The 23,536-nt window shown below is 38.2% G+C and carries 24 protein-coding genes and 1 tRNA gene; 6 read left to right on the top strand and 19 right to left on the bottom strand.

Annotated elements, in window-relative coordinates; genetic code table 11:
* Positions 1–7: 7 nt before the first annotated feature.
* A complete protein-coding gene (locus tag BM000_RS11610; protein WP_091498498.1) occupies positions 8–754 on the top strand; it encodes an amino acid ABC transporter ATP-binding protein in 747 nt (248 codons plus the stop codon).
* Positions 755–811: 57 nt separating this feature from the next.
* Here the strand turns inward: BM000_RS11610 and fliT are convergent, their stop codons facing one another.
* From fliT to BM000_RS11565, 10 genes are all read right to left on the bottom strand, one after another.
* Entirely contained in the window at positions 812–1,165 is a 354-nt protein-coding gene (gene fliT, locus BM000_RS11605) for a flagellar protein FliT (protein WP_091498496.1), read from the bottom strand.
* Positions 1,165–1,566, bottom strand: coding sequence for a flagellar export chaperone FliS (gene fliS / locus BM000_RS11600; protein ID WP_091498493.1), 402 nt, complete (start codon positions 1,564–1,566; stop codon positions 1,165–1,167). The genes fliT and fliS overlap by 1 nt, the downstream gene beginning before the upstream one ends.
* A 31-nt stretch (positions 1,567–1,597) precedes the next feature.
* Complete coding sequence (locus BM000_RS11595; RefSeq protein WP_091498491.1) at positions 1,598–3,136, bottom strand: flagellar hook-associated protein 2; 1,539 nt, start codon at positions 3,134–3,136, stop codon at positions 1,598–1,600.
* A 14-nt stretch (positions 3,137–3,150) separates the two neighbouring features.
* Complete coding sequence (flaG, locus tag BM000_RS11590) at positions 3,151–3,495, bottom strand: flagellar protein FlaG (RefSeq protein ID WP_091498485.1); 345 nt, start codon at positions 3,493–3,495, stop codon at positions 3,151–3,153.
* A 162-nt stretch (positions 3,496–3,657) separates the two neighbouring features.
* Positions 3,658–4,338: an ABC transporter ATP-binding protein gene (locus BM000_RS11585; RefSeq protein WP_091498482.1), complete on the bottom strand. Its 681-nt coding sequence runs from the start codon at positions 4,336–4,338 to the stop codon at positions 3,658–3,660.
* Positions 4,338–5,429 (bottom strand): ABC transporter permease, encoded by a 1,092-nt coding sequence (locus BM000_RS11580; protein WP_091498479.1) that lies wholly within the window; start codon positions 5,427–5,429, stop codon positions 4,338–4,340. The genes BM000_RS11585 and BM000_RS11580 overlap by 1 nt, the downstream gene beginning before the upstream one ends.
* Before the next feature lie 177 nt (positions 5,430–5,606).
* Positions 5,607–6,305 (bottom strand): zinc metallopeptidase, encoded by a 699-nt coding sequence (locus BM000_RS11575; RefSeq protein ID WP_091498476.1) that lies wholly within the window; start codon positions 6,303–6,305, stop codon positions 5,607–5,609.
* Positions 6,305–6,466: a hypothetical protein gene (locus BM000_RS16810; protein ID WP_177178288.1), complete on the bottom strand. Its 162-nt coding sequence runs from the start codon at positions 6,464–6,466 to the stop codon at positions 6,305–6,307. Before BM000_RS16810 ends, BM000_RS11575 begins: the two co-directional genes overlap by 1 nt.
* A 63-nt stretch (positions 6,467–6,529) precedes the next feature.
* Complete coding sequence (locus BM000_RS11570; protein ID WP_091498473.1) at positions 6,530–7,882, bottom strand: sensor histidine kinase; 1,353 nt, start codon at positions 7,880–7,882, stop codon at positions 6,530–6,532.
* Positions 7,879–8,553, bottom strand: coding sequence for a response regulator transcription factor (locus tag BM000_RS11565; RefSeq protein ID WP_091498605.1), 675 nt, complete (start codon positions 8,551–8,553; stop codon positions 7,879–7,881). The genes BM000_RS11570 and BM000_RS11565 overlap by 4 nt, the downstream gene beginning before the upstream one ends.
* Positions 8,554–8,985: 432 nt before the next feature.
* Here BM000_RS11565 and BM000_RS11560 point away from each other — a divergent pair, with 432 nt between their 5' ends.
* Positions 8,986–9,207: a hypothetical protein gene (locus BM000_RS11560; protein WP_091498470.1), complete on the top strand. Its 222-nt coding sequence runs from the start codon at positions 8,986–8,988 to the stop codon at positions 9,205–9,207.
* Positions 9,208–9,283: 76 nt separating this feature from the next.
* Here the strand turns inward: BM000_RS11560 and BM000_RS11555 are convergent, their stop codons facing one another.
* From BM000_RS11555 to BM000_RS11525, 7 genes are all read right to left on the bottom strand, one after another.
* Positions 9,284–10,219, bottom strand: a complete 936-nt coding sequence (locus tag BM000_RS11555) for a DUF1861 family protein (RefSeq protein ID WP_091498468.1) — start codon at positions 10,217–10,219, stop codon at positions 9,284–9,286.
* A gap of 9 nt (positions 10,220–10,228) precedes the next feature.
* On the bottom strand, positions 10,229–11,305 hold the full coding sequence (locus BM000_RS11550) for a glycoside hydrolase family 130 protein (RefSeq protein ID WP_091498466.1): 1,077 nt from the start codon (positions 11,303–11,305) through the stop codon (positions 10,229–10,231).
* 15 nt (positions 11,306–11,320) lie between these two features.
* Entirely contained in the window at positions 11,321–13,195 is a 1,875-nt protein-coding gene (locus BM000_RS11545; RefSeq protein ID WP_143063933.1) for a hypothetical protein, read from the bottom strand.
* A 246-nt stretch (positions 13,196–13,441) separates the two neighbouring features.
* A complete protein-coding gene (locus tag BM000_RS11540; protein ID WP_091498462.1) occupies positions 13,442–13,990 on the bottom strand; it encodes a hypothetical protein in 549 nt (182 codons plus the stop codon).
* A 27-nt stretch (positions 13,991–14,017) separates the two neighbouring features.
* A complete protein-coding gene (locus BM000_RS11535; protein WP_245751647.1) occupies positions 14,018–14,860 on the bottom strand; it encodes a carbohydrate ABC transporter permease in 843 nt (280 codons plus the stop codon).
* A gap of 19 nt (positions 14,861–14,879) precedes the next feature.
* Complete coding sequence (locus BM000_RS11530) at positions 14,880–15,731, bottom strand: carbohydrate ABC transporter permease (protein ID WP_091498459.1); 852 nt, start codon at positions 15,729–15,731, stop codon at positions 14,880–14,882.
* A gap of 13 nt (positions 15,732–15,744) precedes the next feature.
* Positions 15,745–17,031 (bottom strand): ABC transporter substrate-binding protein, encoded by a 1,287-nt coding sequence (locus BM000_RS11525; protein ID WP_091498457.1) that lies wholly within the window; start codon positions 17,029–17,031, stop codon positions 15,745–15,747.
* Positions 17,032–17,241: 210 nt separating this feature from the next.
* Here BM000_RS11525 and BM000_RS11520 point away from each other — a divergent pair, with 210 nt between their 5' ends.
* Positions 17,242–18,249: a LacI family DNA-binding transcriptional regulator gene (locus BM000_RS11520; protein ID WP_091498454.1), complete on the top strand. Its 1,008-nt coding sequence runs from the start codon at positions 17,242–17,244 to the stop codon at positions 18,247–18,249.
* Positions 18,250–18,417: 168 nt separating this feature from the next.
* On the opposite strand, the gene BM000_RS11515 is transcribed toward BM000_RS11520, so the two are convergent.
* Positions 18,418–20,043, bottom strand: coding sequence for an alpha-glucosidase (locus tag BM000_RS11515; protein WP_091498452.1), 1,626 nt, complete (start codon positions 20,041–20,043; stop codon positions 18,418–18,420).
* Positions 20,044–20,319: 276 nt separating this feature from the next.
* On the opposite strand from BM000_RS11515, the gene BM000_RS11510 reads away from it, so the two are divergent.
* Positions 20,320–20,679: a DUF6483 family protein gene (locus BM000_RS11510; protein WP_091498449.1), complete on the top strand. Its 360-nt coding sequence runs from the start codon at positions 20,320–20,322 to the stop codon at positions 20,677–20,679.
* 117 nt (positions 20,680–20,796) lie between these two features.
* On the opposite strand, the gene BM000_RS11505 is transcribed toward BM000_RS11510, so the two are convergent.
* A tRNA-Val gene (locus BM000_RS11505) sits at positions 20,797–20,868 on the bottom strand.
* Positions 20,869–21,109: 241 nt separating this feature from the next.
* Between BM000_RS11505 and rodA the strand changes: the two genes are divergently transcribed.
* Complete coding sequence (gene rodA / locus BM000_RS11500; RefSeq protein ID WP_091498446.1) at positions 21,110–22,270, top strand: rod shape-determining protein RodA; 1,161 nt, start codon at positions 21,110–21,112, stop codon at positions 22,268–22,270.
* 12 nt (positions 22,271–22,282) lie between these two features.
* Positions 22,283–23,377, top strand: a complete 1,095-nt coding sequence (gene ftsW, locus BM000_RS11495) for a putative lipid II flippase FtsW (protein ID WP_091498443.1) — start codon at positions 22,283–22,285, stop codon at positions 23,375–23,377.
* Positions 23,378–23,536 lie beyond the last annotated feature (159 nt).

The raw sequence follows: 23,536 nt of genomic DNA, 5'->3' as shown, positions 1-23,536 counted from the left end.
AGATATCATGATTGATGTGATTAACTTAAAAAAATCCTTTGATAATACAACCGTTCTAGAATCTATTAATTTTTCTGTAAAAAAAGGAGAGGTTGTATGCTTAATTGGTCCATCAGGTTCGGGTAAAACGACTTTACTCAGGTGTCTAAACCTATTGGAGATACCGAATTCAGGGGCCATTAAGATGGGTGATGATCAGCTAACCTTTTCAGAAAGGAAATTTAAGAAGAATAAGTTACTTACTTTACGAAAGTATTCTGGGATGGTCTTTCAAGGCTTTCACCTTTTTCCTCATAAAACGGTGATGGAGAATATTATTGAGGCACCTTTAATTGTTAAAAAGCAGTCAAAAGCAAAATTAATTAAGCAAGGTGAGCAGCTACTAGAAAAAGTCGGGATGATTGATCATAAAGATAAATACCCGGACTCCTTATCTGGCGGCCAACAACAGCGAGCTGCAATTGCGCGTGCCCTAATGATGGAGCCAGCAATTATGCTATTTGATGAGCCGACATCAGCTTTAGATCCACAATTAGTCCGCGAAGTGCTAAAAGTCATTGAGGGCTTAGCTAAGGAAGGTCAGACAATGGTCATTGTGACCCATGAAATGAACTTCGCCCGTCGTGTTGCCGACAAGGTGCTATTTATTGATGGTGGCTTTATTGTCGAGGAAGGCCCACCAGAACAAGTACTTGATAACCCTAGCCACAAGCAAACAAAAACGTTTCTACAATTACTTGATGATGAACAGTAACTATTATAAGCTAAAAAAAGAGCTGCATTGCGACATACAAGTCGGAATGCAGCTTAATTAATTTTTCTTATCCCAATACGAACCATAATTTGTTGACAGTTGACGGTAAGGATCTAAATATTGTTTATTTGAGGATTTTTGTTTTTGGGTACTTTTCATTTCATTTTTCAACTCTAAGAAAAGATGACTAAGTCGCAGTTGAATTGCTTGATCCTTTTGGAACAGTTGCTCACCTAGCTCCATATCTTCAGCAGAAAACGGTGGTACTAACTCTCTAAACAGTAATTCTCGTTGCTCGATTAATGCTTGAACAGATTCCATGACCTCATCACGATTTTGACTTGTTACCATTTGATTAAGTAATTGCGTCAGTTGGTCGGTGACATTGGTCAACTTCACGAGCACAGACATTATGCTTGTACTCCTTGAGAGTACTGCATGGTGCGCGTCTGTTTGACGACTTCTTTCCATGTATCCCGGAAGTCGGCCACTAGATTAGATGCCTCTGTTAACGCTTCAAGATCGTTCTTAACATTACCGTTAATTAAAAGCCGATTAATATAATCATACAACGGCATCATTTCTTTTGCGATTGGGGCACCTTGATCCAATGTGACAATTAGCTCATTAATGATACTCTGTGCTTTCTGTATATTGGTATTTTTCATTTGAAAATTACCGTCCTCAATTCCCTTTTTAGCATATTTGATAAATTTCAAACAACCATTATAGAGCATTAGCGTTAACTCACCGGGAGATGCAGTATTAACTGAGTTAGACTTGTATGCTTGTTGGTAGTGCTGCTGACTCATGATTTAATGTCATCCTTTCTATAAACTCCTGCTACATACCTTGGTTGAAATAAGAGTATAGCATATTAGACTGGTCATTGAACTGCTGAATTGCTTTTTCCATCGCAGTGAATTGACGCCAATAACGATTCTCGGTCATCTCTAAGCGCCGTTCAAAGTTAGCTATCCTTGAGTCCATTCCTCTAATTTGTCGGCCAAGTGCGTATTGGTGAAGCTGACTATTAGATCCGCCTGCACGATCGGTAATTTGTTTTGTTGTTTTATCAACTGCATCATTTAAACGGTGAAAAATCCCCTTGCCCTCACCATCGACATTATTAGAAAACATGCGGAAAACATCCTCCACATTATTTTCTAAAGCTTCTCGAAGCTTACCTTCATCAATAGCTAGCTTACCGCCATCTAGATAATTAGCTGTCGTATTTATTCCTATTTGTGAAAAGTGATTATATTGGCTATCATTTTTCACCATACCGGTCCAAGCCATTCGCATTTCGGTTAAGGCATTGCTAAGGACGGGATCTCGGCGTAGCAAACCACTTCTTGCCTTCTCATCCCACATTTCTATTTCTCGTTCTGACATATCTCGCATTTCTTCTTCTGAAAGCGGATGAAAACTGCGATATGCTGGTTCATTAAGCTTGCCTGTAATGGTTTCCACGAGCTCATTGTATTTATCAACAAATTCAGTGATTTTCGCTAAAACTTGATCAGTATCAGATACTACACTAACATTTGTGCTTGACGTTTCATCATTAAAAGTAAAGGTGATTCCATTTAAGGTGGTTGTATTTGTTTTAGAGGTTAATTCAACTCCGTTATAAGTAAAGCGAGCATTGGTTCCTCCAGTCTCATTGCTTGACTGCATAGAGAATAAATTCGCTAAAAACCCGTTATCTGCGAATTCTATCTCCTTACCGCCTTCTACTTGATTAAACTGACCAGTAGTGGTACGTTCCATGATAACACGATCTTGTTCAACATCATAGAAAGCACGTACACCGACGCCTTTATTAGTAATTTTATTCAACACTGAGCTTAAGGTGTCCTGCTCTGTAACTTCTATCTCAACTTCTCGCATCTCTCCCTCAACATAAGTTTCAAACTTTAAAAATTGCGGTTGAGTACGATCAAACTCTACTTCACCATTATTTAAGAACCCTTTAATTTTACCTTCCTCTATTTGATCAAATAGTTTTGCGCGTGGGTCAATTTTTTGACCTTCAGCGGAAATACCACCATTAGAGGCGTTAATCGCATTTGTCGCTAATTGCTCCACTGAAATCCGATAACTCCCATTTGATGCATTTGCACTGGCCGTCGCAGTGACTGCGTTATTGGAAGATGTCGTTTTTTTTGCCATATATGTGCTTTGTAAACGCATATCTAACATTAAATTATCAAGCTCAGCAAGTTTAACATTTAACTCGCGATAAGCATCACGTTGCCATTCAATTTTAGTCTTATTTTGTTGAATACGATTTAATGGCATCCGTTCTGCCGTCATTAAATCGCGAACCATTGCCTCAATATCCATTCCTGATGCAAATCCACTAATTCTCATACCCATTATTTATGCCCTCCCTATATTCTCTCATCAACGATCAAGCCCATAAACTCAGCCATTGCCGCATAAATATCCAGCATTTGCTCTGGTGGGACTTCGCGAATCACTTCATCTGTGAATCTATCGACAACTTTAACATAATAGCGATCTAATTTATCATGCAATTCAAACCGAATCGTTCTATTTATTGGCTGTAAGAAATCATTTAAGCCTTCTACCATACTCTCCACTTGAACACGGTCAACCTGGGCCTGATCCATGTTCGTTCCTGATTGTTGAATCTTAGCTCTGACATCTGATACATAATCTCCACTAGCCTGTGGTGTGAAAGTCGTTCCAGAAAACAATCTACTGACATCCATGTCATGCCAACTCCTCTGCATTTTATCCTTAAAGCTTATATCGGCAGCATTTAAAATAATTGAACGTTTTCACCAAACTTTTTAATTAATCACTCGATAACAAGCAGTTTAACGGCTTATTAACATTAATTTAAATGCAAAAACGTAGAGGGGGGAATCCCTCTACGTTCTTTTCACTAACTCACCTGCTTCAATTGTATATACAACTGAGCAATATTCTAATAGCTTCTCATCATGAGTGACTAATATTGCCGCCTTATTCTTCTCCTTGGCTTCTTTAGCAATAAGTCTGACAATTTCATGACTTCTAGCTTGATCTAGGTTTGCAGTTGGTTCATCTGCTAAAATAATATCAGGGTCATTCATAAAAGCTCTCGCGATGGCAACACGTTGTTTTTCGCCACCGGATAATTGATGTGGATATGCATTGAGTCGCTCTCCAAGTCCAACATCACCGAGCGCTTCCTTTACGCGCAATTGAGCATCCTTTGACCAATTACGATTCATTTCAATAACTAGTTTTAATTGCTCCTTTACCGTTAGATAAGGAACTAAGTTCGCCGCTTGAAAAATATAGCCAATTTGATTTAAGCGAATATTAGCCAATTGTTTAGCCGAAAATCCAGCAATTGACTGTCCATTAATGATAACTGCTCCGCTATCTGGAGAGAGGAGGGCGCCAGCCACAGATAAAAACGTACTCTTCCCAGAACCCGATGGCCCAATGACAGCTGTTGTTTGACCCTTTTCAACTGATAATGAGACTTTTGACAATATTTCTTGATATTCTTTACCGTCTTGGTAGCCTTTAACAATCTTGTCTAGAATTAATGGTGCTGTCATTATTCAACCCTCCCAATCGCTTGCTGTGGATCAATCTTTACAATCTTTATCGCTGATAACAAAGCTCCTATTAACGAGACAGCAAGCATCGTGACTGAATATTGCACAAGTAAGCCGCTATTAAAGTCAAAGGGCATCCCCTCTGGTAAGATGGTGGTAATGAAGTAAGTAAACCCAATTGCAAGGATTAGGCTAACAGTTGTCAAGGTTAGTACCTGAAGAAGTGTTGCGCCAATTAGGAATTGATTGCTTGCTCCCAATGCCTTTAGCACCCCGAATTGATTAAGCTTTTGAATGGTTAGAATGTAGAAGAAAGCTGCCAAAACAAAAACCGCAATGACAATAAGAAAGAAAATCATCATATTTAATGACATTTGCTCTGACGAGTGTCCTGGAACACCATCTATAACATCCGCTTTCCCTACCCAAACGCCTTCATCAAAAGCCCCGGTAATTGCAGCTTGTAATACAGTCTCTTCAGTTTCAATCACAATTGCATTTGCTACGGTATGGGGTGTTAACTCTAAACTATAAAATGCTGTCTCAGCTAAATAAGCTACTGGCGCATGTCGATAAGTCTGGCCTTCAGTAAAACCAATTACTTCAAAGGAAAGATCATTGTCTTCCTCATATAAAGTGTCACCAATGGTAACACCATCCACTTTCATTGATTGATCAACTACAATTTCAATAGCTTCACTATCCGATAAGTCAGTACCTTCAATTACACCAGGATAAAGAAAGCTATTCGGATCAACTGGCATCATGGTAACAGCAAGCTTTGTCTCACTTGAATCAGCGTCCAACCGATAATTCTGAATTAAGAACGGCTCCCACCCACCTTCACGAGGCAATGCCTCAAGTAGATCATCAACGATGTAACCAGATTGATCTAATCGATTTTCCGCATCCTCAGAAAGAAAGAAATGATTTGCATGGCTATTTTCTAGCATCGCAACATTGTTTAATGATAGACCTCCAGCTAAGCCGCTGACGATAAAAACGAGAGAAGCAAGTAGAAAAAGAATAAAACCGATCAAGCTATACTTTAACTTAAAAAAACGAATTTCTTTTATTGCTAATGCAAACAAAATACGTCCCCTCCTCTTTGTAAATAATTCTAACCTTTAAGTATGTTAAATTCAATTGAGAACCGACTAAGCTAACCAATTGTCACATTAAATTAATCTTTAAGAAAAAAACACCTGAACATGTCGTAACCTTAATTACGATTTTGTCAGATGCTTTTTATTGAAATATTTTCCTTATTAACGACGGCGGCCTGCAAAAATCATTACAAATTTTAATAATTGCAGAACAGCAATTAGCGTACTTGCTACGTAAGTTAGAGCAGCAGCATTCAACACGTTAGCGACGCCTCGTTGCTCTTGTCCGGTTACAAGACCTAAGCTCAGGAGATCGTGTTTAGCGCGGCGGCTTGCATCGTACTCCACTGGTAAAGTAACAAGCTGAAAAAGAACAGCTGCAGCAAACAAACCAACCCCAACGCCTACTAGCGGCGGATATGCCATAATAAAGCCTAACAGCAGTAGCCATGGTCCCATCCGAGAGCCAATATTAGCCGCAGGGAATAGCGCAGTACGGAATTTTAACATAGCATAACCATTGGCGTGCTGAATAGCGTGTCCAACTTCGTGTGCAGCAATCGCCAGTGAAGAAACCGATGAACCACTGTAAACCGGTCCTGATAGTCGAACTGTTTTACTACGTGGATCATAATGATCGGATAAATCACCACGACCTGAGCGTTCAATTGCGACATCATATAGGCCATGCTGATCTAAAATACGACGAGCTACCTGCAAGCCAGTAACTTGGGCACTTGCTTGGACGCGGGAATATTTATAAAAATTATTCCTTACCTTTGATTGCGCCCACATTGCAACTAAAAAGGCAACTAAAATTAAAATATCCATTCCAGGGTAAAATCCATATGAATAAAACATTATGCACCACTACCTTTATCTATTTTTTTACAAACCTCAGCATCTATCCCTTCTTCTCTTAACGATGCTGCAATTCGTTCCATTAACGATTTCATGCCTGTTTTAATTAAGTAACCTGTACCTTCTCGCTCTAGACTTAAATTCAAGTCATAATTAGCCAAATCAGTCACCTCTATTCATTCATTTGTCTATAGTATAAATGATGAATATGAACTGAGTATGAACTAGTTTGACTTTTTTTGATTAATTGGAATACGAATGAAGAAAGTTGTACCTACATCCAGCTTACTAACAACATCAATGGAACCTCGATGGAGCAAGATGATTTTTTTGACAATGGAAAGCCCTAGCCCACTTCCAGAATTCGTTGCTGATCTGGCCTGGTCAACCTTATAGAAACGATCAAATAAATAAGGAATGGCTGGCTCTGGTATTCCAATACCTGTATCATTGACTCTAACAACGTGATGATCACCTTCCATATAAGTTGATATATGGACACTCCCTTGCTCACGATTGTACTTAACAGCATTTACTAATAGGTTTAACCAAACCTGTTCCATTAAGTCCTGATCGGCCATAATTTTTTCTAAATTTAAATCTAATTCAATGGTAATGTCCTTTTCCTTCCATAATGGCTCAGTTGATAAAACAACGCGTCTAATCTGTTCATCTAACCGATACCATTCTGGACGATATGGGTGCTTTTCTGAGTCTAGCGATGCCATTCTCAACAAGTTATCGGATAACCGTGATAATCGATCTGCTTCTTGATAAATAATTGCTAAGTATTCGGTTTGATCGTCATAGTTAATCATGCCATCTTGGATCGCTCGTGCGTATCCCTTAATAGAAGTCAGTGGAGACTGCATTTCATGAGAAACATTACTCACAAACGTTTCCCGTACTTCATCCATATTGGCCAAAGCTTTGGCCAATTTATTAAAACTGTGCATTAACCGACCAACTTCGTCTTGTCTTTCAGTTGTTAATCTAACTGAAAAATCACCAGTAGCAAGTTGCTCAGCGGCATTGGTTACTTTGCGGATACTTGAAACAAAATACTTTGAGACAAGAATGATAAATGTACTACCAATTAATAAAACGAGAAATAGCGCATTTAGCGTTAACCGTCTGGAACTGGTAAATTCATTATTAAAATCAATTTTAACAAACAGTATTAACTCATTATCCAAATTAATGCCGACCACCCTGACTAAGCTCTGCTCTTGCGGTACGAAAAGCATGATCTCTGACTGCGGAAGTTGATTCATACGCACGATCATGTCCTCGTTAAAAAAAGTAGCCTCACGATTCCCATCAACATGCTCCCCTACCTGATCTAGAACAACAGGGCTGGTCCCAATATTGTTGAGTAAAGCTAGCAACCGAGATCGGTCTTCTGTGTCAACTAATTCTAACAACTCAACTACATGATCAGTCGATCGTTCTAATTCTGAACGAAAGAACCATTCATCTTGAAAAAAAACAGATATTATAAAATAGGTAGCAAGAAGACTTCCAACTACACCCGTAATAAAGGTAACAACAAATTTCCAATATAGACTTCGAATCATGGCTTCACGTCCTCTAACCGATACCCCAATCCTCTAACCGTGCTTATTTTTAAACTCGGAAAAACAGCTAGCTTTTCGCGCAAACGTTTAATATGAACGTCAACAGTTCGGTCATCACCCTCATAATCAAACCCCCAGATTTTCTCGACGAGTTGCGTTCTTGTAAAGATTCGTCCTTGTTCATGGGATAGCTCAAAGAGCAACTCACATTCCTTGCGCTTTAGTTCAACAATCTGCTCTTGATTGGAAACCGTTAAACGATCAAGGTCAATCTCAAGCTCACCAATTTTATTCCGTTTGTCAGCTTGCAAATTGTACCGCTTCAGCAATGCTTTCACACGAAGAACGAGTTCAATCGGATCGAACGGTTTAACTAAATAATCATCTGTACCTGCTTCAAATCCCTTTACTTTATCATGTGACTCATGCTTAGCAGTCACCATTAAAACAGGCAGTTCATAAAAGGATTTAAGCTCTTTAGTAAGCTCAATTCCATTCAAGTTAGGCATCATGATATCAACAATCGCAAGATCAACAGCTTGCTTGGCTAAAATACTTAATGCTACCTCGCCATCCCCTGCCTCAATTACATCAAAATGACTCTTAGTTAAGTATAAGGTCATTAGCCTTCTAATATGCGAATCATCATCTACTACTAATATTGTTGCTATTCTACTCACACCTTTTTTTAAATAAAAACTTAAAACATTAATAAATTCATTATAATAAATAGGACCGTCATTTCAAAGCGAAAGCGTGCCAGTTCAAATTGTTACAGTAATACACTTTAATGAAATGGCGAAACATACAGACGTTATCTTATCATTACATTCTCAACTTTTACATCAAGATAGTAAGGTTCAACTAAGCTGGCTTGAGGGTTGACCAAAGATTTAGTCTAGGTATTAACCCGTAGCGAATCCATTTCTTATCAAACAGCATAGCTTGCCAACTTGAAAAGAAAGTTAACATGGGTATTGAGTATCTCTCCTTCCCAATACGCTAAAGGCTTAATGACTATTTTTATTGTGCGAAAGTTAATTTGCATTTATAATGACGATAAACACCGCTAATTAATACTTGAAAATCAAGGAGAACTGAGAATGAGTAACAAGATATTGCACAAAAAGTCTCAAATAGCTAAAATGAAAATTACTGTTACTATTGTATTTGTTCTGTCATTCATGCAGTTCTTATTTAGCATTGGGGCAGACAACAGTTTAGTTTTAGGAATTATTACTGCTGCCTTGTACGGCTTAATTATCGCATTTATAAGCGTCTTTCTCTTTCTACTCTTTGCTTTCTTATATAGGAAACTAATTTAACGTAGAGAAAAGCAGGACAGCGATTTGCTATCCTGCTTTTTATTAATTAAAACTACACCAGTAATTACAATTGCTGTTAAAAATAAATCTCATATTCGCTAAATGGGTCAGGTATCTCAATCGACTGTGTCTCCGCATCACTCACACCAGTGTAGAGAATAGCCTTTCCATTTTCCACTCGAACTAACCCTGCACTAAAGAGGACATCCTCTAAATCAGGGCGCTTACTAGGTCCAGGTAGCATATTACACCGTTCAGCAATAATCTTCATTTCAGAGTATTCACCCGTTTCAGCATCTAAACAGAACGTCATCGGATAGTAGTGTCTTACATCACCTTCGCTAAACTTTGCAATATGCCCAAGCACACCAATTTTCCCATTAGACAACAGCGTCGCTTCATTACAGCCACCCCATTCTTCATCAATAAATTGATCAAGTAACGGTGCTTGGTCAATAATTTCTGCGGTTAAATCTGTTAGCTTATTAATAACAGTAAAACCAATCTTACCACGTCCTCCTCGTTCTCCTTGTGGTCGTGAAAATACACCTACCGTGCCATTTGCTAGCTCAATCAAACGAATATCCTTCATGCCTCGTGGGCCTGTAACGAGCTCTTCCATAGCCAGTAAATCCTCACCATAATAGAACTTTGCTCGCCATGCAAGTTTAGTTGCATCATCTGGGTGTGGATATATTTCTGTTCCACCAAAAACAATTTTTCCACCTATAAATGAGACGTAGGGATCTTGTAATTGATATTCTGGCATGCCTTCTAAACGATAAAATTCTCCTGCTTTTTCTTGAAAGAAAATTGCTTTTGAGTGCTCACTATCTCTTTTCTCTACCCGACCAATCATTAATGTTTGGTCGTTCCATTGAAAGGGGGCGGTCGGATTATATACATCATACCCCTCCACACCATGGAAGATAATCTTCTTAGGGGTACTTGTTTTCGCTTCTTCTCTAAATGCTACTAATAATTTATCTACCGTTTGTTGAGTTTGGTTCATAATTTCCTCCTAATTAATACCTAAAGCATCATAGATTTCTTCAATTCCGATCTCTGCAAGAGCCATCACTTCATCAGATGCACCATAGTATATTTTCACCTTATCATGCTCATTAATAACGCCACACGTAAAGACAACATTGCCGAAAAACCCTTCGACCTCATAAAGTGCTTCTGGCTCTAAAATTGGTTTATTTGTTTTGGCAATAATCTTACTTGGATCATTAATATCAGTTATAAATGCCCCTAAGCAATAGCGGTTATTGTGGTCAGCTGCATGATAAATATGAATCCAACCCTTATCATTTTTAAATGACGGTGCCCCACCACCAATCCTACCATTCTCCCAGCCTTCTTCTTGGACAGATAACAGATGTTTATGCTCTCCCCAGCTGATCAGATCAGGAGAGGTTGCTAGCCAGATATCCGGATTGCCAAAAGCATTAGGAACAGGGCGGTGGTAAGCAACATATTTACCGTTAATTTTTTCAGGGAATAACGAGACATCTTTATTTTCGGGTGGGAAAATTAAACCGACCCGTTCAAAGGTGATGAAGTCGGTCGTTTTAATTAAAGCCGTCCCTGCACCAAGTGGTGATACTGCTGTATAATTGATATAGTAAACCCCCTCAATTTGAGTGATCCGAGGGTCTTCTATCCCCCACGTTTCATACTTTCCTTGTGGGAAAATAGTGGGCTTTTGATCAATCTCGAAGTGTACTCCATCTTTACTTCTGGCCAAACGAAGATGAGATATTGAAGTAAGCGCAACTGTTTTGCGCTTTTTAGAGCGATCATAAATGACTCGTGCATCAGAAAAGTCATAATGTTCACGTTCACGCACTTTATTAATTGTCTTGATAACGAGTGTATCATTGCCATCTTCATCTTGCTCAAGAACAGGATAGGTCACTTCATCTGCTAATGTTTCTTTTAAGCTCTCGGCTACTCGGAGTAACAATATGATTTCATCACCATACTTTGTTGCAGCCGCATTAAATACCCCATCCACTTTAAAATCTGAACGAGAAGGCTCAATATCACTTGTTGTGATAATGGGGTTGTTGTCATGTCTATCTATGTTCATCTAATTACCTGCTTTCTATTTAAACTGCATCCTTAAATATGTGTGGTCCGTTTTACCATCAGTCGTTTCTATGCCAACACGCATTCTTTTTGGTCCTGAACGGTAATCCTTCGTAGTAAAAGTGACCGCTTCATTTTCATTAAAAATAAGTGTGTGCTCATCTAACTCTAAAGTGATTTCAGCTATTTCCGTTTCATAATTAGCAACAACTTCAACATCCAATGTTATCTTGCCAGAAACACTTTCATTTTCTTCAATTCCACTTACCGCAACAGCAATTAGCTCCGTGGATATTAATTGATTACTGACATAATACCCTCCGTCTTCTTTGATTACTTCAGCATCACTCGGAAGTTCGACAATGACCAAGGCACGATCAGCTTCGATCTCGACTGCAACACTGTCATTAACATTGGACACAATAACTTCATTCGTTAACGTATTAAATAGATTGACTTCACCAGCTGACGTCACTTCGTATATAAGCTCTTTTTCTTCTTGATAAGGGTTATAGAATAGTGACGTTGGGTAGTTCTCGTCTTCAAAAAACCTTGTCGCATTTAAATCAAGACGAAGAATTTGCTCAATATTGGTAGCGGTAATTAAAGAGGCTAGTATCCCAGTGTGGGCACCGCTATATAGTGAGAAATCTGTTTCAGCCCAGCCGTACACAGTTGGATCACCACCAAACCAAGGCGTTCTCCCATTACTATCTTTTCTTATTCCTTCATAAGGAATGGCGTATTTAATGCTATCTTCAATATCAGCACAATCATTATTAAAGTAGGTGCATGATTGGTTTTCATCATTTGTTTCAGTTGCAAAATAATACCTTGAATTACTGGCGAGGTGAAGCATCCACTGCCCGATACTCCTAGCAAAGCGCGCATCATATGCGGCCACCGGCACAATTGCACCGGCCCCGGCAAACGTATTCATAGAAAAGGCAAAACCGCCTCCATCTGTCGCACTGCCAAATAACCCATTCATTTCGTAATTACCCCACTGACCAATAATTGAGCCCCAACCTCCACGCGGAATAGAAGATGCATTAAAATTGTCATCCATAAAACCGGCTATGTCATATGTGGTACCATGATAGGCATTTAGTTTAGCTGCTAGATATGGCCCAAAGTACATTAGTGCTTCATAAAGTGGGCTACCAAAATAATTCTCCATGTAATCCATCGTATTGATGGCTGCATCTAAATACTTAGTTTCTTCAGTCATTTCATAGCCATAATACATTAACAATCCAATTCCTACTGCGCTATCCGGCTCTGTCCAAACATCGTTGCGATATGGTTCATTCGTATTAAAATTAAATCCGGTGTAATCAAAATCTGGATTGCCATTGTCGTACATAACAAGATAAGCTTGATACCAGCTCTCAATTGCTGTTAATAATTGCTCTCTTAACAGATCATTTGACTCATATAAGTCTGACGCATGAGCAAACAAGATTGTCGGATACAGTAAATACCACATTGAGGTTGTTTCACTACTGCCTGCGGGGTTATTTAAGATAATACCTTCTTCTTCGCTAAAAAACGCACTTAGCTGGGAGACGTAATCCTCACCTTCACTTTTATCTTCCCCCAATAAACTAGCGCTTACAATTGCTGCTATATTGGTCACAGCCTCTTGTGCACCATCATTATGCAAACGGCCATCGCCAACATATGCTGGCAGACCAAAGGAATTATACTGCCTGTCGTCCCAAATAAGCGGGAGATAATTACCTTCAGCTTCTTGGTCAAAAATCAAACGATCAAAGGCCAATGCGCGATCTTGCCAGTCAATAAGTTGATAATCAGTTGGACTTGCTTCGTTATACAATGACACCCTTAATACTTCTTTATCGAGGTTTAGATCTTTACTCGTTTTCATATCCTGATCACACCCCGCTAAAAAGCATGTAAATATGATTAGTCCTAATCGTATCTTCAGTTTGTTATATGCATACATAGATTGGATCTCCTAACTTAACTGCTCTAGCTGTTTTTGGGATAAGTATGTTTAAAATAAAATATGCCAATGGTTTAGTCAATCAGCTTTGATCCTGGCTCTTAATCCTGACTTTGATTGAAAAATGCCTGCTTCATTCTGATTTTCAAACTATTGGCACATCATTACTTACTCTTGGTTTAACATTTTCACTTCTGAAATTTCAACTTCAGCTTCTGGACCACCTGTTGCATAAATCCATAACACACCTTCAATCTCTTCACCATATAAGCTAATAAAGTCTTCGCCCAGCTTATCCTTTAACTCTACAGCAGCATAGTTGTTCCACTTAAAATCATTATCTTCAATTAAATAAACACCCCATGCATGCTCATCAATAGCTGGTGAATTTGGTACGAATTTTGCTCCCCACATAAAACCATCATTTGCCTCTTTAACACGTACAAAGAACATCGGATCTTTTGTTAGGTCAATCGATACTTCCTCCGATTGAACACCACCCCAACCATCTTCTGCAGCTTTAATGATGGCAACATCATCACCAAGCTCAACTGAGCCTTCTCCACCACCTGGTGTTACCATTGATGTCCAGTTTGCGATTTCATCTGCTGTTTGCGTGTAGAAGAATAAATCGCCACCTTCAGCTGCTTGCTGGCATCCTATAAAAACGATTACTGATGCAATTAAACCAATTGTTAATAATACCTTTTTAAACATGTTACTTCCTCCCCTAAGGTTAATAATTTATCCTTTAATCCCTGACATCTTAACCCCTTCTGTAAAGTAGCGTTGTGCAAATAGAAGGATTAAAATGACGGGTATTAAGGCAATGAATGAGGCGGCCATCAGCGGCCCCCAGAGTGTCTCGCCTGTCATATTACTAAATGAAGCAAGACCTAATTGAATCGTATACTTCTCAGGTGAATTAATATAAATTAATTGACCTAATAAATCATTCCATGTACCCATAAATGACCACATCCCGATCGTCATGAGCGCAGCCTTTGACAGCGGAACGAAGATTCGGATGAAAATTTGCAAATAACTCGCACCATCAATTAATGCGGACTCCTCTAGCTCTTTTGGATATGTTTGAAAGTACATTCTTAAAAAGAAGATAAACGATGCCGAGCCAAAGTATGCCGGTAAAATTAATGGGACATAGCTATCAGCAAAACCTAATCTTGACCAAATGATAAAGGTCGGGATCATTGTTACTTCATATGGCAGCATCATAGTTGCTAATAAAACCATAAACAGGATATTTTTATATTTAAAATTGAATCGCGCAAAACCATAGGCAACAAGCGCTGATACAAATACTTCCCCGAATATTTTAAGTGCAGCAATTAAGAAGGTATTGAACATATAACGCATAATCGGAACAACTTCCATCGCCCTGATAAAGTTATTCAAGTATAATGTTTGCGGAAACCATTGAATCGGCACGGTAAAAATAGCATTATCAGGCTTTAGTGCCGTACTAATCATCCAGAAAAAAGGTAACAACATCAAGACAGACCCTAACGATAACACAAGATATAAAATCGCCTTATTAATCCGCACTTTTCGACTATTTGAATTCACAGTAGCTACACTCCTCTCTTTAAGTATGCACCCAGTATTTTTTACTAATATTGATAATAATCGTTAATGTAAGAATAATAACAAATAGCACCCATGCTAACGCAGTCGCATAGCCCATGTTGTAAAAGGCAAATGCTTCTTCATATAGGTAAACCATATAGAATTTACCTTGATTACCGGCTCCTCCTAACACGTATGCATCGGTAAACTTTCTAAATGCACCAATGATCCCCATAATCATGTTGTAAAAAATGATTGGTGTCATCATCGGCATCGTGACGTGTCGCACTTTCTGTAAGAAGTTGGCGCCATCCAAATCGGCCGATTCATAGAGTGACCTCGGTATATCCTTTAAGCCGACCAGATACGTTAATAAGCCCCCACTTGCTCCCCAGACAGCCATAATTAAGTATGATGGCAACACCCAATTCGGGTCATATAACCAGTTTGGTCCATCAATCCCGAAATTAGCTAACAATGAATTAATTACACCATAGTTTGGATCTAGCACCCACTTAAAGACAATGGCAACAGCTACGCCTGATACAATTGCAGGCATATAAAAGATCGTTCGATAAATGCCAATAAATCTTAAATTGTTATTCAAGAAAATGGCGACAATAAAGGCGGTTGCTATTGTCATTGGAACGGCTAGCAATGCATATCTAACAGTGATCCACAATGTTTCATAAAACATGCCTTCTTCAAAGATTCGCTTAAAATTAGCTAATCCGACAAATTCTGCCGACCCGATTATCGACCAATTGGTCATCGAGATATAGAGTGCTATTAGCATTGGTACAATGGTAAAAGCAATTAATCCGACTAACCACGGCAGTATAAAGTAAAAACCTACCTTCTGTTTCGGCATAAAGACCCTCCTATTAACGCTTATTTATTTCATTTCTAGCAAAGTCGGCGATCTCCTTTGCCATAGCTTCATAGTCGAAGCTTTCAGGAGCATTAAGCATGCCTGTATATAAGTCAACCCAGAGACGATTATTAATAACATCCCATTCTGGTATATAATTAGCTGAACGCGCAATTAGCAATGATTGTTCAATCGTTTCAAGAGCTTCTTCTTTATGGGGATCTATTTCTACCACACGTTCAACTTGTCCTTCTAGTGGCGAAGCAACTTTCCATTTAAAAAACTCTAAAGTAATGTCTTCGAGAGCTTGATATGCTAATGGATTCTCCGCCTGATCAATACTCATAACGGTTGAAGCGGTCCAGTTAAAGGCATATGCTTCACCATCTTGCCCAACTGGCATTGGTGTATAGCCAATTTCAAATTGCTCTTCCTCTTCCCATCTCGTCATCTTTTCTTCGAAGTTATCTTGAATACCGCCCATAAACATAGCGGCACGTTGTTTTTCGAACCAAACGTTATTAGATCCTAGACTAGATACCTGGGCATAGCTTGGGGTAATTCCTGATGTTAAAATTTCATTTAAGATTGATAAGCCTTCAAGCGATTCTGCAGAATCAATTAAAATATCTTCCCCATCTTCTGCAATAATATCTCCGCCACCTGCCCACATAAACGTTTCAATATTCGGCCAACCGTCAACGACTGTCCCAAATTGTTGATAATCATTCCCATTACCATCTTGTTTGATCACAGTTAGTTCCTTGGCAACCTCGATAAACTCATCCCACGTCCATGGATCGGTAGGAGATGGATGGTCAATTCCTTCTTGATCAAATAAATCTTTGTTGTAATAAATCATTAGTGGATTTGCAATCCACGGTACACCATAGTAACGATCTTCATAAGTGGCTGATGCGAGCACACCATCATAAAATAAATCTGGTGTTAACTGTTCACTTTGTTCTAGCTTCTCAGTTAAATCGGTAATGGCACCTAGATTTGCATAGCGTGAGATTAACTCTTGTGTCATCCAAAAGAAATCAGGAGCATTATTAGAAGAAATCTGTGTTGCAAGTTTTATATAGTAATCTGATGGAATACTTAATGCTTTTACGGTATATTCTCCATCCGCATTTTCATTTACTTGATTAATAATTTCCTCAAACTCCTGTAATTCTTCCCCGGCAGCCCATGTCGCAAAAATGAATTCGTTTTCATTATTTCCACTATTCGTAGTTCCACAAGCTGTTATGACCATGAGTGTCAAAAGGCATAAAGCTAAACCCTTTAATTTCATAAACGTTTCCTCCTTTATGTTACGCAACTTTTAACGTAACTATTCGTTATAATTAACTTAACATAATTGAATCTATCGTGTCAATAACTATTCTTTTTGAATAATTTTACTGGTTTTCACTGTACAAAAGTTACGTAACATGATTTAATAAAGATAATTAATTATCTATTTTCCAATAAAATACCCATTACTTCTAGAAAGGAGGCTACCATGAAAAGAAAAGTTACGATGCAGGAAATATCTGATATTGTTGGTGTTAGTAAAGTCACCGTTTCTAAAGTTTTCAACAATCGTACAGATGTATCTGATGAAGTAAAACAACGTGTGCTTAAGGTAGCCAAAGAATTAGGGTATCGTTATCATGCTGGTGTTAAAACGAGTAAAACCAGTCGTCTAGGTAATGTTGGGATCGTAGTTCCAGAGGTCTTTTTGGAGCCTGATGAGAATTTCTATGTTCATATTTATAAACACATCTATAAAGAAGCAGAGAAATTGGGCTACAGCACCATCTTGTCAGTGATCAACAAGGATCAACTTAACCATAACGATATCCCTAATATTTGTAGTGAGCACAAAGTAGACGGGCTGATAATCTTAGGTGAATTACCTGAGCATTACATTAAAGAAAGTCTTATGCCCTATGATATCCCAATTGTTCTGGTTGATTTCGCATTAAGAGATGCTGATCTAGACAGCATTACTACTAATAATTTTGAAGCAAGTTATCAGGCAACAAATTATTTGATCTCAAAAGGACATAAAGAAATCGGGTTTGTCGGAAACATTAAAACAACACAAAGTATCATGGATCGTTATCTCGGCTATTGTAAAGCAATGATGGAGCACGATTATCCTGTCAAAGAGGAACACATCTTAAAAGAGCGAGATGATGATAATCATGAAGTGGACTATCAAATCGAGAGCGGATTACCAACAGCATTTATTTGCAACAATGATAAAGCCGCTTTTTATCTGATCCGTTCTTTACAGGACATGGGATTACGTATTCCAGATGATTGTTCAGTGATTGGCTTTGATGATAATAATCACAGCATCTTTTCCCAGCCGAAAATTACCACGATGCGTGTTAGAAAGGATGAAATGGCCCGCTTCGCATTAAGCAAAATGCATAAGTATATCAATAATCGAAAGACAACGATTGACAAACTAATCATTGATGCTGACTTAATTGAACGTGAATCTGTTAAGTCAATTTAGCTTATCTTGAGCATTAGGTGGGGATGCCTATCAGTTTCTCCCCACCTCCCTTCATATTAACGATTTCTTCAATAGCTCGAACCCTTCATACTAATTAATTAGTCATACCACAAAAAAGAGGCCTCGTCATGGCCCCTCATTGATCATCCGATTCTCATTGGTTATTATTCACTGTTCACTTATATATATACATGCTTCATAGGGCAAAAGTCGATCATCCACTTCTTCTACTGGCCGTAAACTAGATAGCAAACATCGTTGATTTACTCTTTTAGCCGCCCTGCTTATTGTGCTGGCAGTAATTAATTGATCTGTCACATTAAGCATAACGGTTAACGATCGATTTTCTAATGATCGGCTATAGCTTATCACACCGTCATCAAGCTTAATCTGATCATAATTTCCCGCAACAAGAATTGGCTCATTTATCCTGAGCTTAATTAGTTTTTGATAGTAGGACCATAAAGATTTAGCATCGCTCATCTGCACTGATGCTGGGTGATTTGTTCTATGTGCATTAGCTCCTATCCAAGGAGAACTTGCGGTAAATCCACCATTTTTTTCGTTCGCCCAATCCATCGTTGACCGAGACTTATCTCGACTCTTTTCATTAGCGCTGACAAGTGCTTGAGCATCTGTTGCACCTTTCTTCTTAGCAAGTTCATAAGCGGTTAATGCTTGAATATCACGAATCTCTCCCTGCGTTTGAGCAAGATAATCCTCCATCCCAATTTCTTCACCAAAGTACAAGAATGGGATACCTTTCGCAGTTAACATAAACGTAGCCATCAATCTAGCAATTGCTTCATGATAGCCTTCTTGACCAAATCTCGAATAATGCCGTGCCATATCATGACTACCAAAAAATAGCGTTGGCCACTCTTGTGGAGCGTAGTTACTATCCATTTTCAACAGCTCTTCATATAGCTTCTCTGCTTTTAGTGTATGAATACTTCCTAAATTAAAATTAAAGACAGCATCTAATCCAGCTTTTTGCACATAATCAATTAATACCTCAAACTTCTCCGAGCCAACCTCACCTAATAGAAATTTATCGCCATAACCTTTTGTTAAGTTAACGATCTCCTCGATCACTGCAAAGACGCCTGGTTGATCCTTATCATATAAATGCTCTTGTTCATCTTTGTTGATTGGATTATCTTTAAAATCATGATTTACTGTTAAGAAATTAATAACATCTAACCTAAACCCATCAATCCCCTTATTTAACCAAAAACGCAACATATCATAAATGACATCCTTAACCGCGGAATTTGCCCAATTTAAATCAACTTGTTCTTTCGCGAAAGCATGATAATAATATTCACCCGTTCCTTCATCAAAGGTCCAAGCTGATCCACCAAAAAAGGATTCCCAATTGTTCGGTGGTCCACCATCCTCATTAGGTGGACGCCAAAGATACCAGTCTCGTTGAGGATTATCTTTTGATAACTTCGATGCTTTAAACCATTCATGTTGATCCGAAGTGTGATTTAAAACCATATCAATAATTATTTTCATACCTAAGGCATGTGCTTTTTTTATTAATAAGTCAAGATCTTCATTATTTCCATAGATGGCATCAACCTGATAGTAATCACTGATATCATAACCGTTATCAACCTTAGGTGATTCATAAAAGGGCGTTAACCAGATACCATTCACCCCTAACGCCTTTAGATAAGTTAATTTTTGAATAACTCCTTGCAAATCACCAATCCCATCATTATTGGCGTCATAAAAGCTAGGAATATAAATTTCATAAAAAACCGTTTCTTTCCACCACGCTACCATCTTGTTACCCTCCTTATGTAACGTTACTGTTACGTTACCAACTCATTAGAGACTACCTTACGCTGTAAATAAAGTCAATCAATGTGATAAAGTAACAGGCAAAGTCATGAGACGAGGAAGTTTATTTGTACTAAAGCTAAATAATTGGCTAATTTTTTGTAATTACTAGTAAAGCTCTTGATTAAACAATCTATTTTATATATCATTATCCAGTATAAGGAATCAATTTGATTATATTGTGTACCAAAGCGATTAGCGTGTTTTAAGGAGGAAATTATGGAGAAAAAGGATTGGATCATGCACCAAGTAGAAGGCATGTCATTCTCTCTCGCCAAATTCATTCTAAATAAAGATAAGCCCAATAATGAGGTTCTATTTGCATCCGAAGAGATAGAGTGCCAACTGCTCCATGAGCAGCTTACGGCGTTGCTAGACAAAGGAAAAATTAACGAAGCTGAGAATCTGCTTTTTGAAGCGATTAGCAGCTATGATAGTAGATATTTTCAGATTGCCTTAGACTTCTATGCCCAATTAGATAAATATGACGATGAATATTTAGCGCAATGTCATTTCCCTAGAGCAGAAATTATCGATGGATTAAATGAAGTCAGAAGATTATTTACTCTTGATCAATAAAAAGCTAGGCATCGGAATCTAGCATCCAACTCGTCAGAATCTTGATAATAAAAGTGTTCTGACTTTTTTATGGGTAGCAAAAACGCTCATCCCTAATAGGACAAGCGTTTGATAGAGTGACTCCGAGTGGGATCGAACCACCGACCCCTTGCCTGTCAAGCAAGTGCTCTCCCGCTGAGCTACGAAGTCAAGTATGTAATCTTTCAATCAGTGTTTTTACTATAATCGAAAGACTGTCATTCGTCAAGTCATTTTATTATTCAAACAAACACACAAAATATAACCCTGTCTCTCAATCCGTTGTTAAATTAGCATGTAAGAAATTTAACGATTTATTTTTTCCTACAACAATTTTGATTGATTTTTTGATATGATAGAACAGAATAAATAAAATGTTAGAAACTTTTAAAAAGAAGATGAGGATTTAATTATGCAACCAAGGAAATTACCAATAGATTATACTTTAGCTTTTTTAGTTGTTTGCTTTTCCATTTTTAGCTTAGTGGGAATCTATAGTGGCTCAGGTCAATATGCAAGCTCGAACCCAATGTTATTTGTCAGAAGACAACTGGTATTTTATGTTATTGGTTTTATTCTGATGATGGCTGTTGCCTACTTTGACTTTGAAGTGATTGAAAAATGGACCTGGTTTTTTTACGGAGTTGGCATGGTACTCCTTTTGGCGGTTCCTCTAGTAGGTGTTGAAAAAAATGGTGCGCAACGCTGGTTAAATTTAGGTATGGAAATCCAGCCTTCTGAAATAATGAAAATCTTTCTAGTTATTCATATAGCGATGCTGCTGGCAAGGGCAGGAAAATATCGACTCAGCTTTAAAGAAAGCGTGATTGTAACCTCTAAAATTTTACTGTACTCAGTAGTGCCACTTTATCTTATTTTTGCTCAACCTGACTTAGGGACGACATTAATGATTGTGTTTACACTATTCGTGATGATGTTTGCTTCGAGTATATCGTTGAAGGTTATTTCAATTTTAACCTCAATTGGCCTTGCCGGTATTGGAGCATTTGCTTACCTTTATGTTTATCAGCTTGATTTTTTAAAGAGTATTTTACCAAGTCACCAAGTACCAAGAATTCTGGGCTGGCTTAATCCTGCTGAATACTCACAAGGGATTGGTTATCAGCTTCAGCAATCCTTATTAGGTATTGGCTCTGGCCAGCTCACTGGAGCAGGCTTTAGAAATGGTTATCAGGTGCAATCGGGGCGAGTACCTGAAGCACATACTGATTTTATCTTTGCTGCTATCGGGGAAGAATTCGGCTTTATTGGAACTAGCATTTTAGTAATTTTATTCTTCCTGCTCATTTACCGTATTATAACGATCGCTTTTCATGCCAATTCTCTGTTTGGTGTTTATATTTGTATTGGTGTAATTGGTTTGTTTACTTTTCAGGTTTTTCAAAATATCGGAATGACAATTGGCTTAATGCCGATTACTGGCTTAGCACTTCCTTTTATCAGTTATGGGGGGAGCGCCTTATTAACAAATATGCTAGCACTTGGCCTTGTTACCAGTGTCCATTTACGGACAAAGTCGTATATGTTTGGCGAAGAAGAAACAATAGAGTAGGGAGACGTTGGTATGAAAGACCGTTTAAAACGTTTTGATTATAGTCTAATTATAACTGTTTTGGCTATGTGTATCTTTGGGCTCGTGATGGTCTACAGCACCAGCTACACGAGAGGTACTTTATTACATGAGAATGGCAGTTATTATTTCAATAGACAATTGATTTTTTTCATTATGGGCTTAGTCCTATGTACCGTAATGGCGTTCTTTTCATTAAAAAGCTTAGGAAAGCTCAGCCCTTTTTTAGTTTTACTTTCCATCATATTACTCGGACTTGTCCTTGTACCACAAATAGGTATTGTCCGGAATAGTGCTCGACGATGGATAGAAATCGGGCCCATTGCTTTTCAACCTTCAGAAATTGTTAAAACATTTATGATTATTTATTTTGCTCATATATACGCAAAAAAGCAAGCTTACCTTGATCATTTTGCTAAAGGGGTGCTTCCACCACTCTTTATTCTGGGCATTATTTTCATTATGATTCTTGGTCAACCTGATTTAGGGACAGCAGTACATATTTTAATTATCTGTGGCTTTATTGTCGTATTTAGTGGCGTTAGGTTTGTTCATATTTTTATGCTAGGCTTAATTGCGGTTTCCGGAATTGGTTTCTTTGCCATTTCTCAGCCTTATCGATTACAACGGTTAACTTCATTTATGGACTTCGATCCTAGTGAAAGTTATCAGCTTGTAAATTCCTACGTCTCAATTGCTACTAGTGGTTTGTTTGGAAATGGCCTCGGTAACAGTGTCCAAAAGCTAGGTTACTTACCTGAAGCACAAACAGATTTTATCATGGCAGTTGTTGTTGAAGAACTTGGCATTTTCGGGGTGCTGTTTATTATCGGAGGCTATTTATTTATTCTGTATCGAGGTGTGCAAATATCGAAGCAAGTTGATGCTGTTTACCTAAAACTATTAGCTCTTGGGGTGACCGTGCAAATTATTATTCAAGCAGTTATTAATCTTGGTGCCATTAGTGGTATGCTACCGATCACAGGTATCCCTCTCCCGTTTATTAGCTACGGTGGGACATCACTTGTCTTTACGCTTCTATCAGTTGGGATCCTAATTAATGTGAGCGGAAGAAGAAGTATTGACTAAAGGCAGCCTTTTAGTCATAATTAGTTTTTTTATAGCTTAGGTAAAAAAAGCATCCGATGAAATAAAATTTTACTAAAAACATTGACGTACCCTTTTATTTAGGCTAATCTAAAAATAGACTTTGTTTAACTGCTAGATTAATGACTCAGATAGATTTAT

The sequence above is a fragment of the Amphibacillus marinus genome (assembly GCF_900110345.1).
Classification (GTDB): domain Bacteria; phylum Bacillota; class Bacilli; order Bacillales; family Amphibacillaceae; genus Amphibacillus_D; species Amphibacillus_D marinus.
The sequence above is the reverse complement of the archived record's forward strand: the minus strand, read 5'-3'. Positions and strand labels throughout refer to the sequence as shown.

Bases quoted from the DNA above. Each gene is read 5' to 3' on its own strand.
- BM000_RS11530 (WP_091498459.1), bottom strand. From the start codon at position 15,731: ATGCCGAAACAGAAGGTAGGTTTTTACTTTATACTGCCGTGGTTAGTC.
- BM000_RS11570 (WP_091498473.1), bottom strand. From the start codon at position 7,882: ATGATTCGAAGTCTATATTGGAAATTTGTTGTTACCTTTATTACGGGT.
- BM000_RS11515 (WP_091498452.1), bottom strand. From the start codon at position 20,043: ATGGTAGCGTGGTGGAAAGAAACGGTTTTTTATGAAATTTATATTCCT.
- BM000_RS11510 (WP_091498449.1), top strand. From the start codon at position 20,320: ATGGAGAAAAAGGATTGGATCATGCACCAAGTAGAAGGCATGTCATTC.
- ftsW (WP_091498443.1), top strand. From the start codon at position 22,283: ATGAAAGACCGTTTAAAACGTTTTGATTATAGTCTAATTATAACTGTT.
- BM000_RS11540 (WP_091498462.1), bottom strand. From the start codon at position 13,990: ATGTTTAAAAAGGTATTATTAACAATTGGTTTAATTGCATCAGTAATC.
- fliS (WP_091498493.1), bottom strand. From the start codon at position 1,566: ATGAGTCAGCAGCACTACCAACAAGCATACAAGTCTAACTCAGTTAAT.
- BM000_RS11610 (WP_091498498.1), top strand. From the start codon at position 8: ATGATTGATGTGATTAACTTAAAAAAATCCTTTGATAATACAACCGTT.
- BM000_RS11550 (WP_091498466.1), bottom strand. From the start codon at position 11,305: ATGAACATAGATAGACATGACAACAACCCCATTATCACAACAAGTGAT.
- BM000_RS11555 (WP_091498468.1), bottom strand. From the start codon at position 10,219: ATGAACCAAACTCAACAAACGGTAGATAAATTATTAGTAGCATTTAGA.
- rodA (WP_091498446.1), top strand. From the start codon at position 21,110: ATGCAACCAAGGAAATTACCAATAGATTATACTTTAGCTTTTTTAGTT.
- BM000_RS11585 (WP_091498482.1), bottom strand. From the start codon at position 4,338: ATGACAGCACCATTAATTCTAGACAAGATTGTTAAAGGCTACCAAGAC.
- BM000_RS11575 (WP_091498476.1), bottom strand. From the start codon at position 6,305: ATGTTTTATTCATATGGATTTTACCCTGGAATGGATATTTTAATTTTA.
- BM000_RS11560 (WP_091498470.1), top strand. From the start codon at position 8,986: ATGAGTAACAAGATATTGCACAAAAAGTCTCAAATAGCTAAAATGAAA.
- BM000_RS11545 (WP_143063933.1), bottom strand. From the start codon at position 13,195: ATGAAAACGAGTAAAGATCTAAACCTCGATAAAGAAGTATTAAGGGTG.
- BM000_RS11520 (WP_091498454.1), top strand. From the start codon at position 17,242: ATGAAAAGAAAAGTTACGATGCAGGAAATATCTGATATTGTTGGTGTT.
- flaG (WP_091498485.1), bottom strand. From the start codon at position 3,495: ATGGATGTCAGTAGATTGTTTTCTGGAACGACTTTCACACCACAGGCT.
- fliT (WP_091498496.1), bottom strand. From the start codon at position 1,165: ATGTCTGTGCTCGTGAAGTTGACCAATGTCACCGACCAACTGACGCAA.
- BM000_RS11595 (WP_091498491.1), bottom strand. From the start codon at position 3,136: ATGGGTATGAGAATTAGTGGATTTGCATCAGGAATGGATATTGAGGCA.
- BM000_RS11525 (WP_091498457.1), bottom strand. From the start codon at position 17,031: ATGAAATTAAAGGGTTTAGCTTTATGCCTTTTGACACTCATGGTCATA.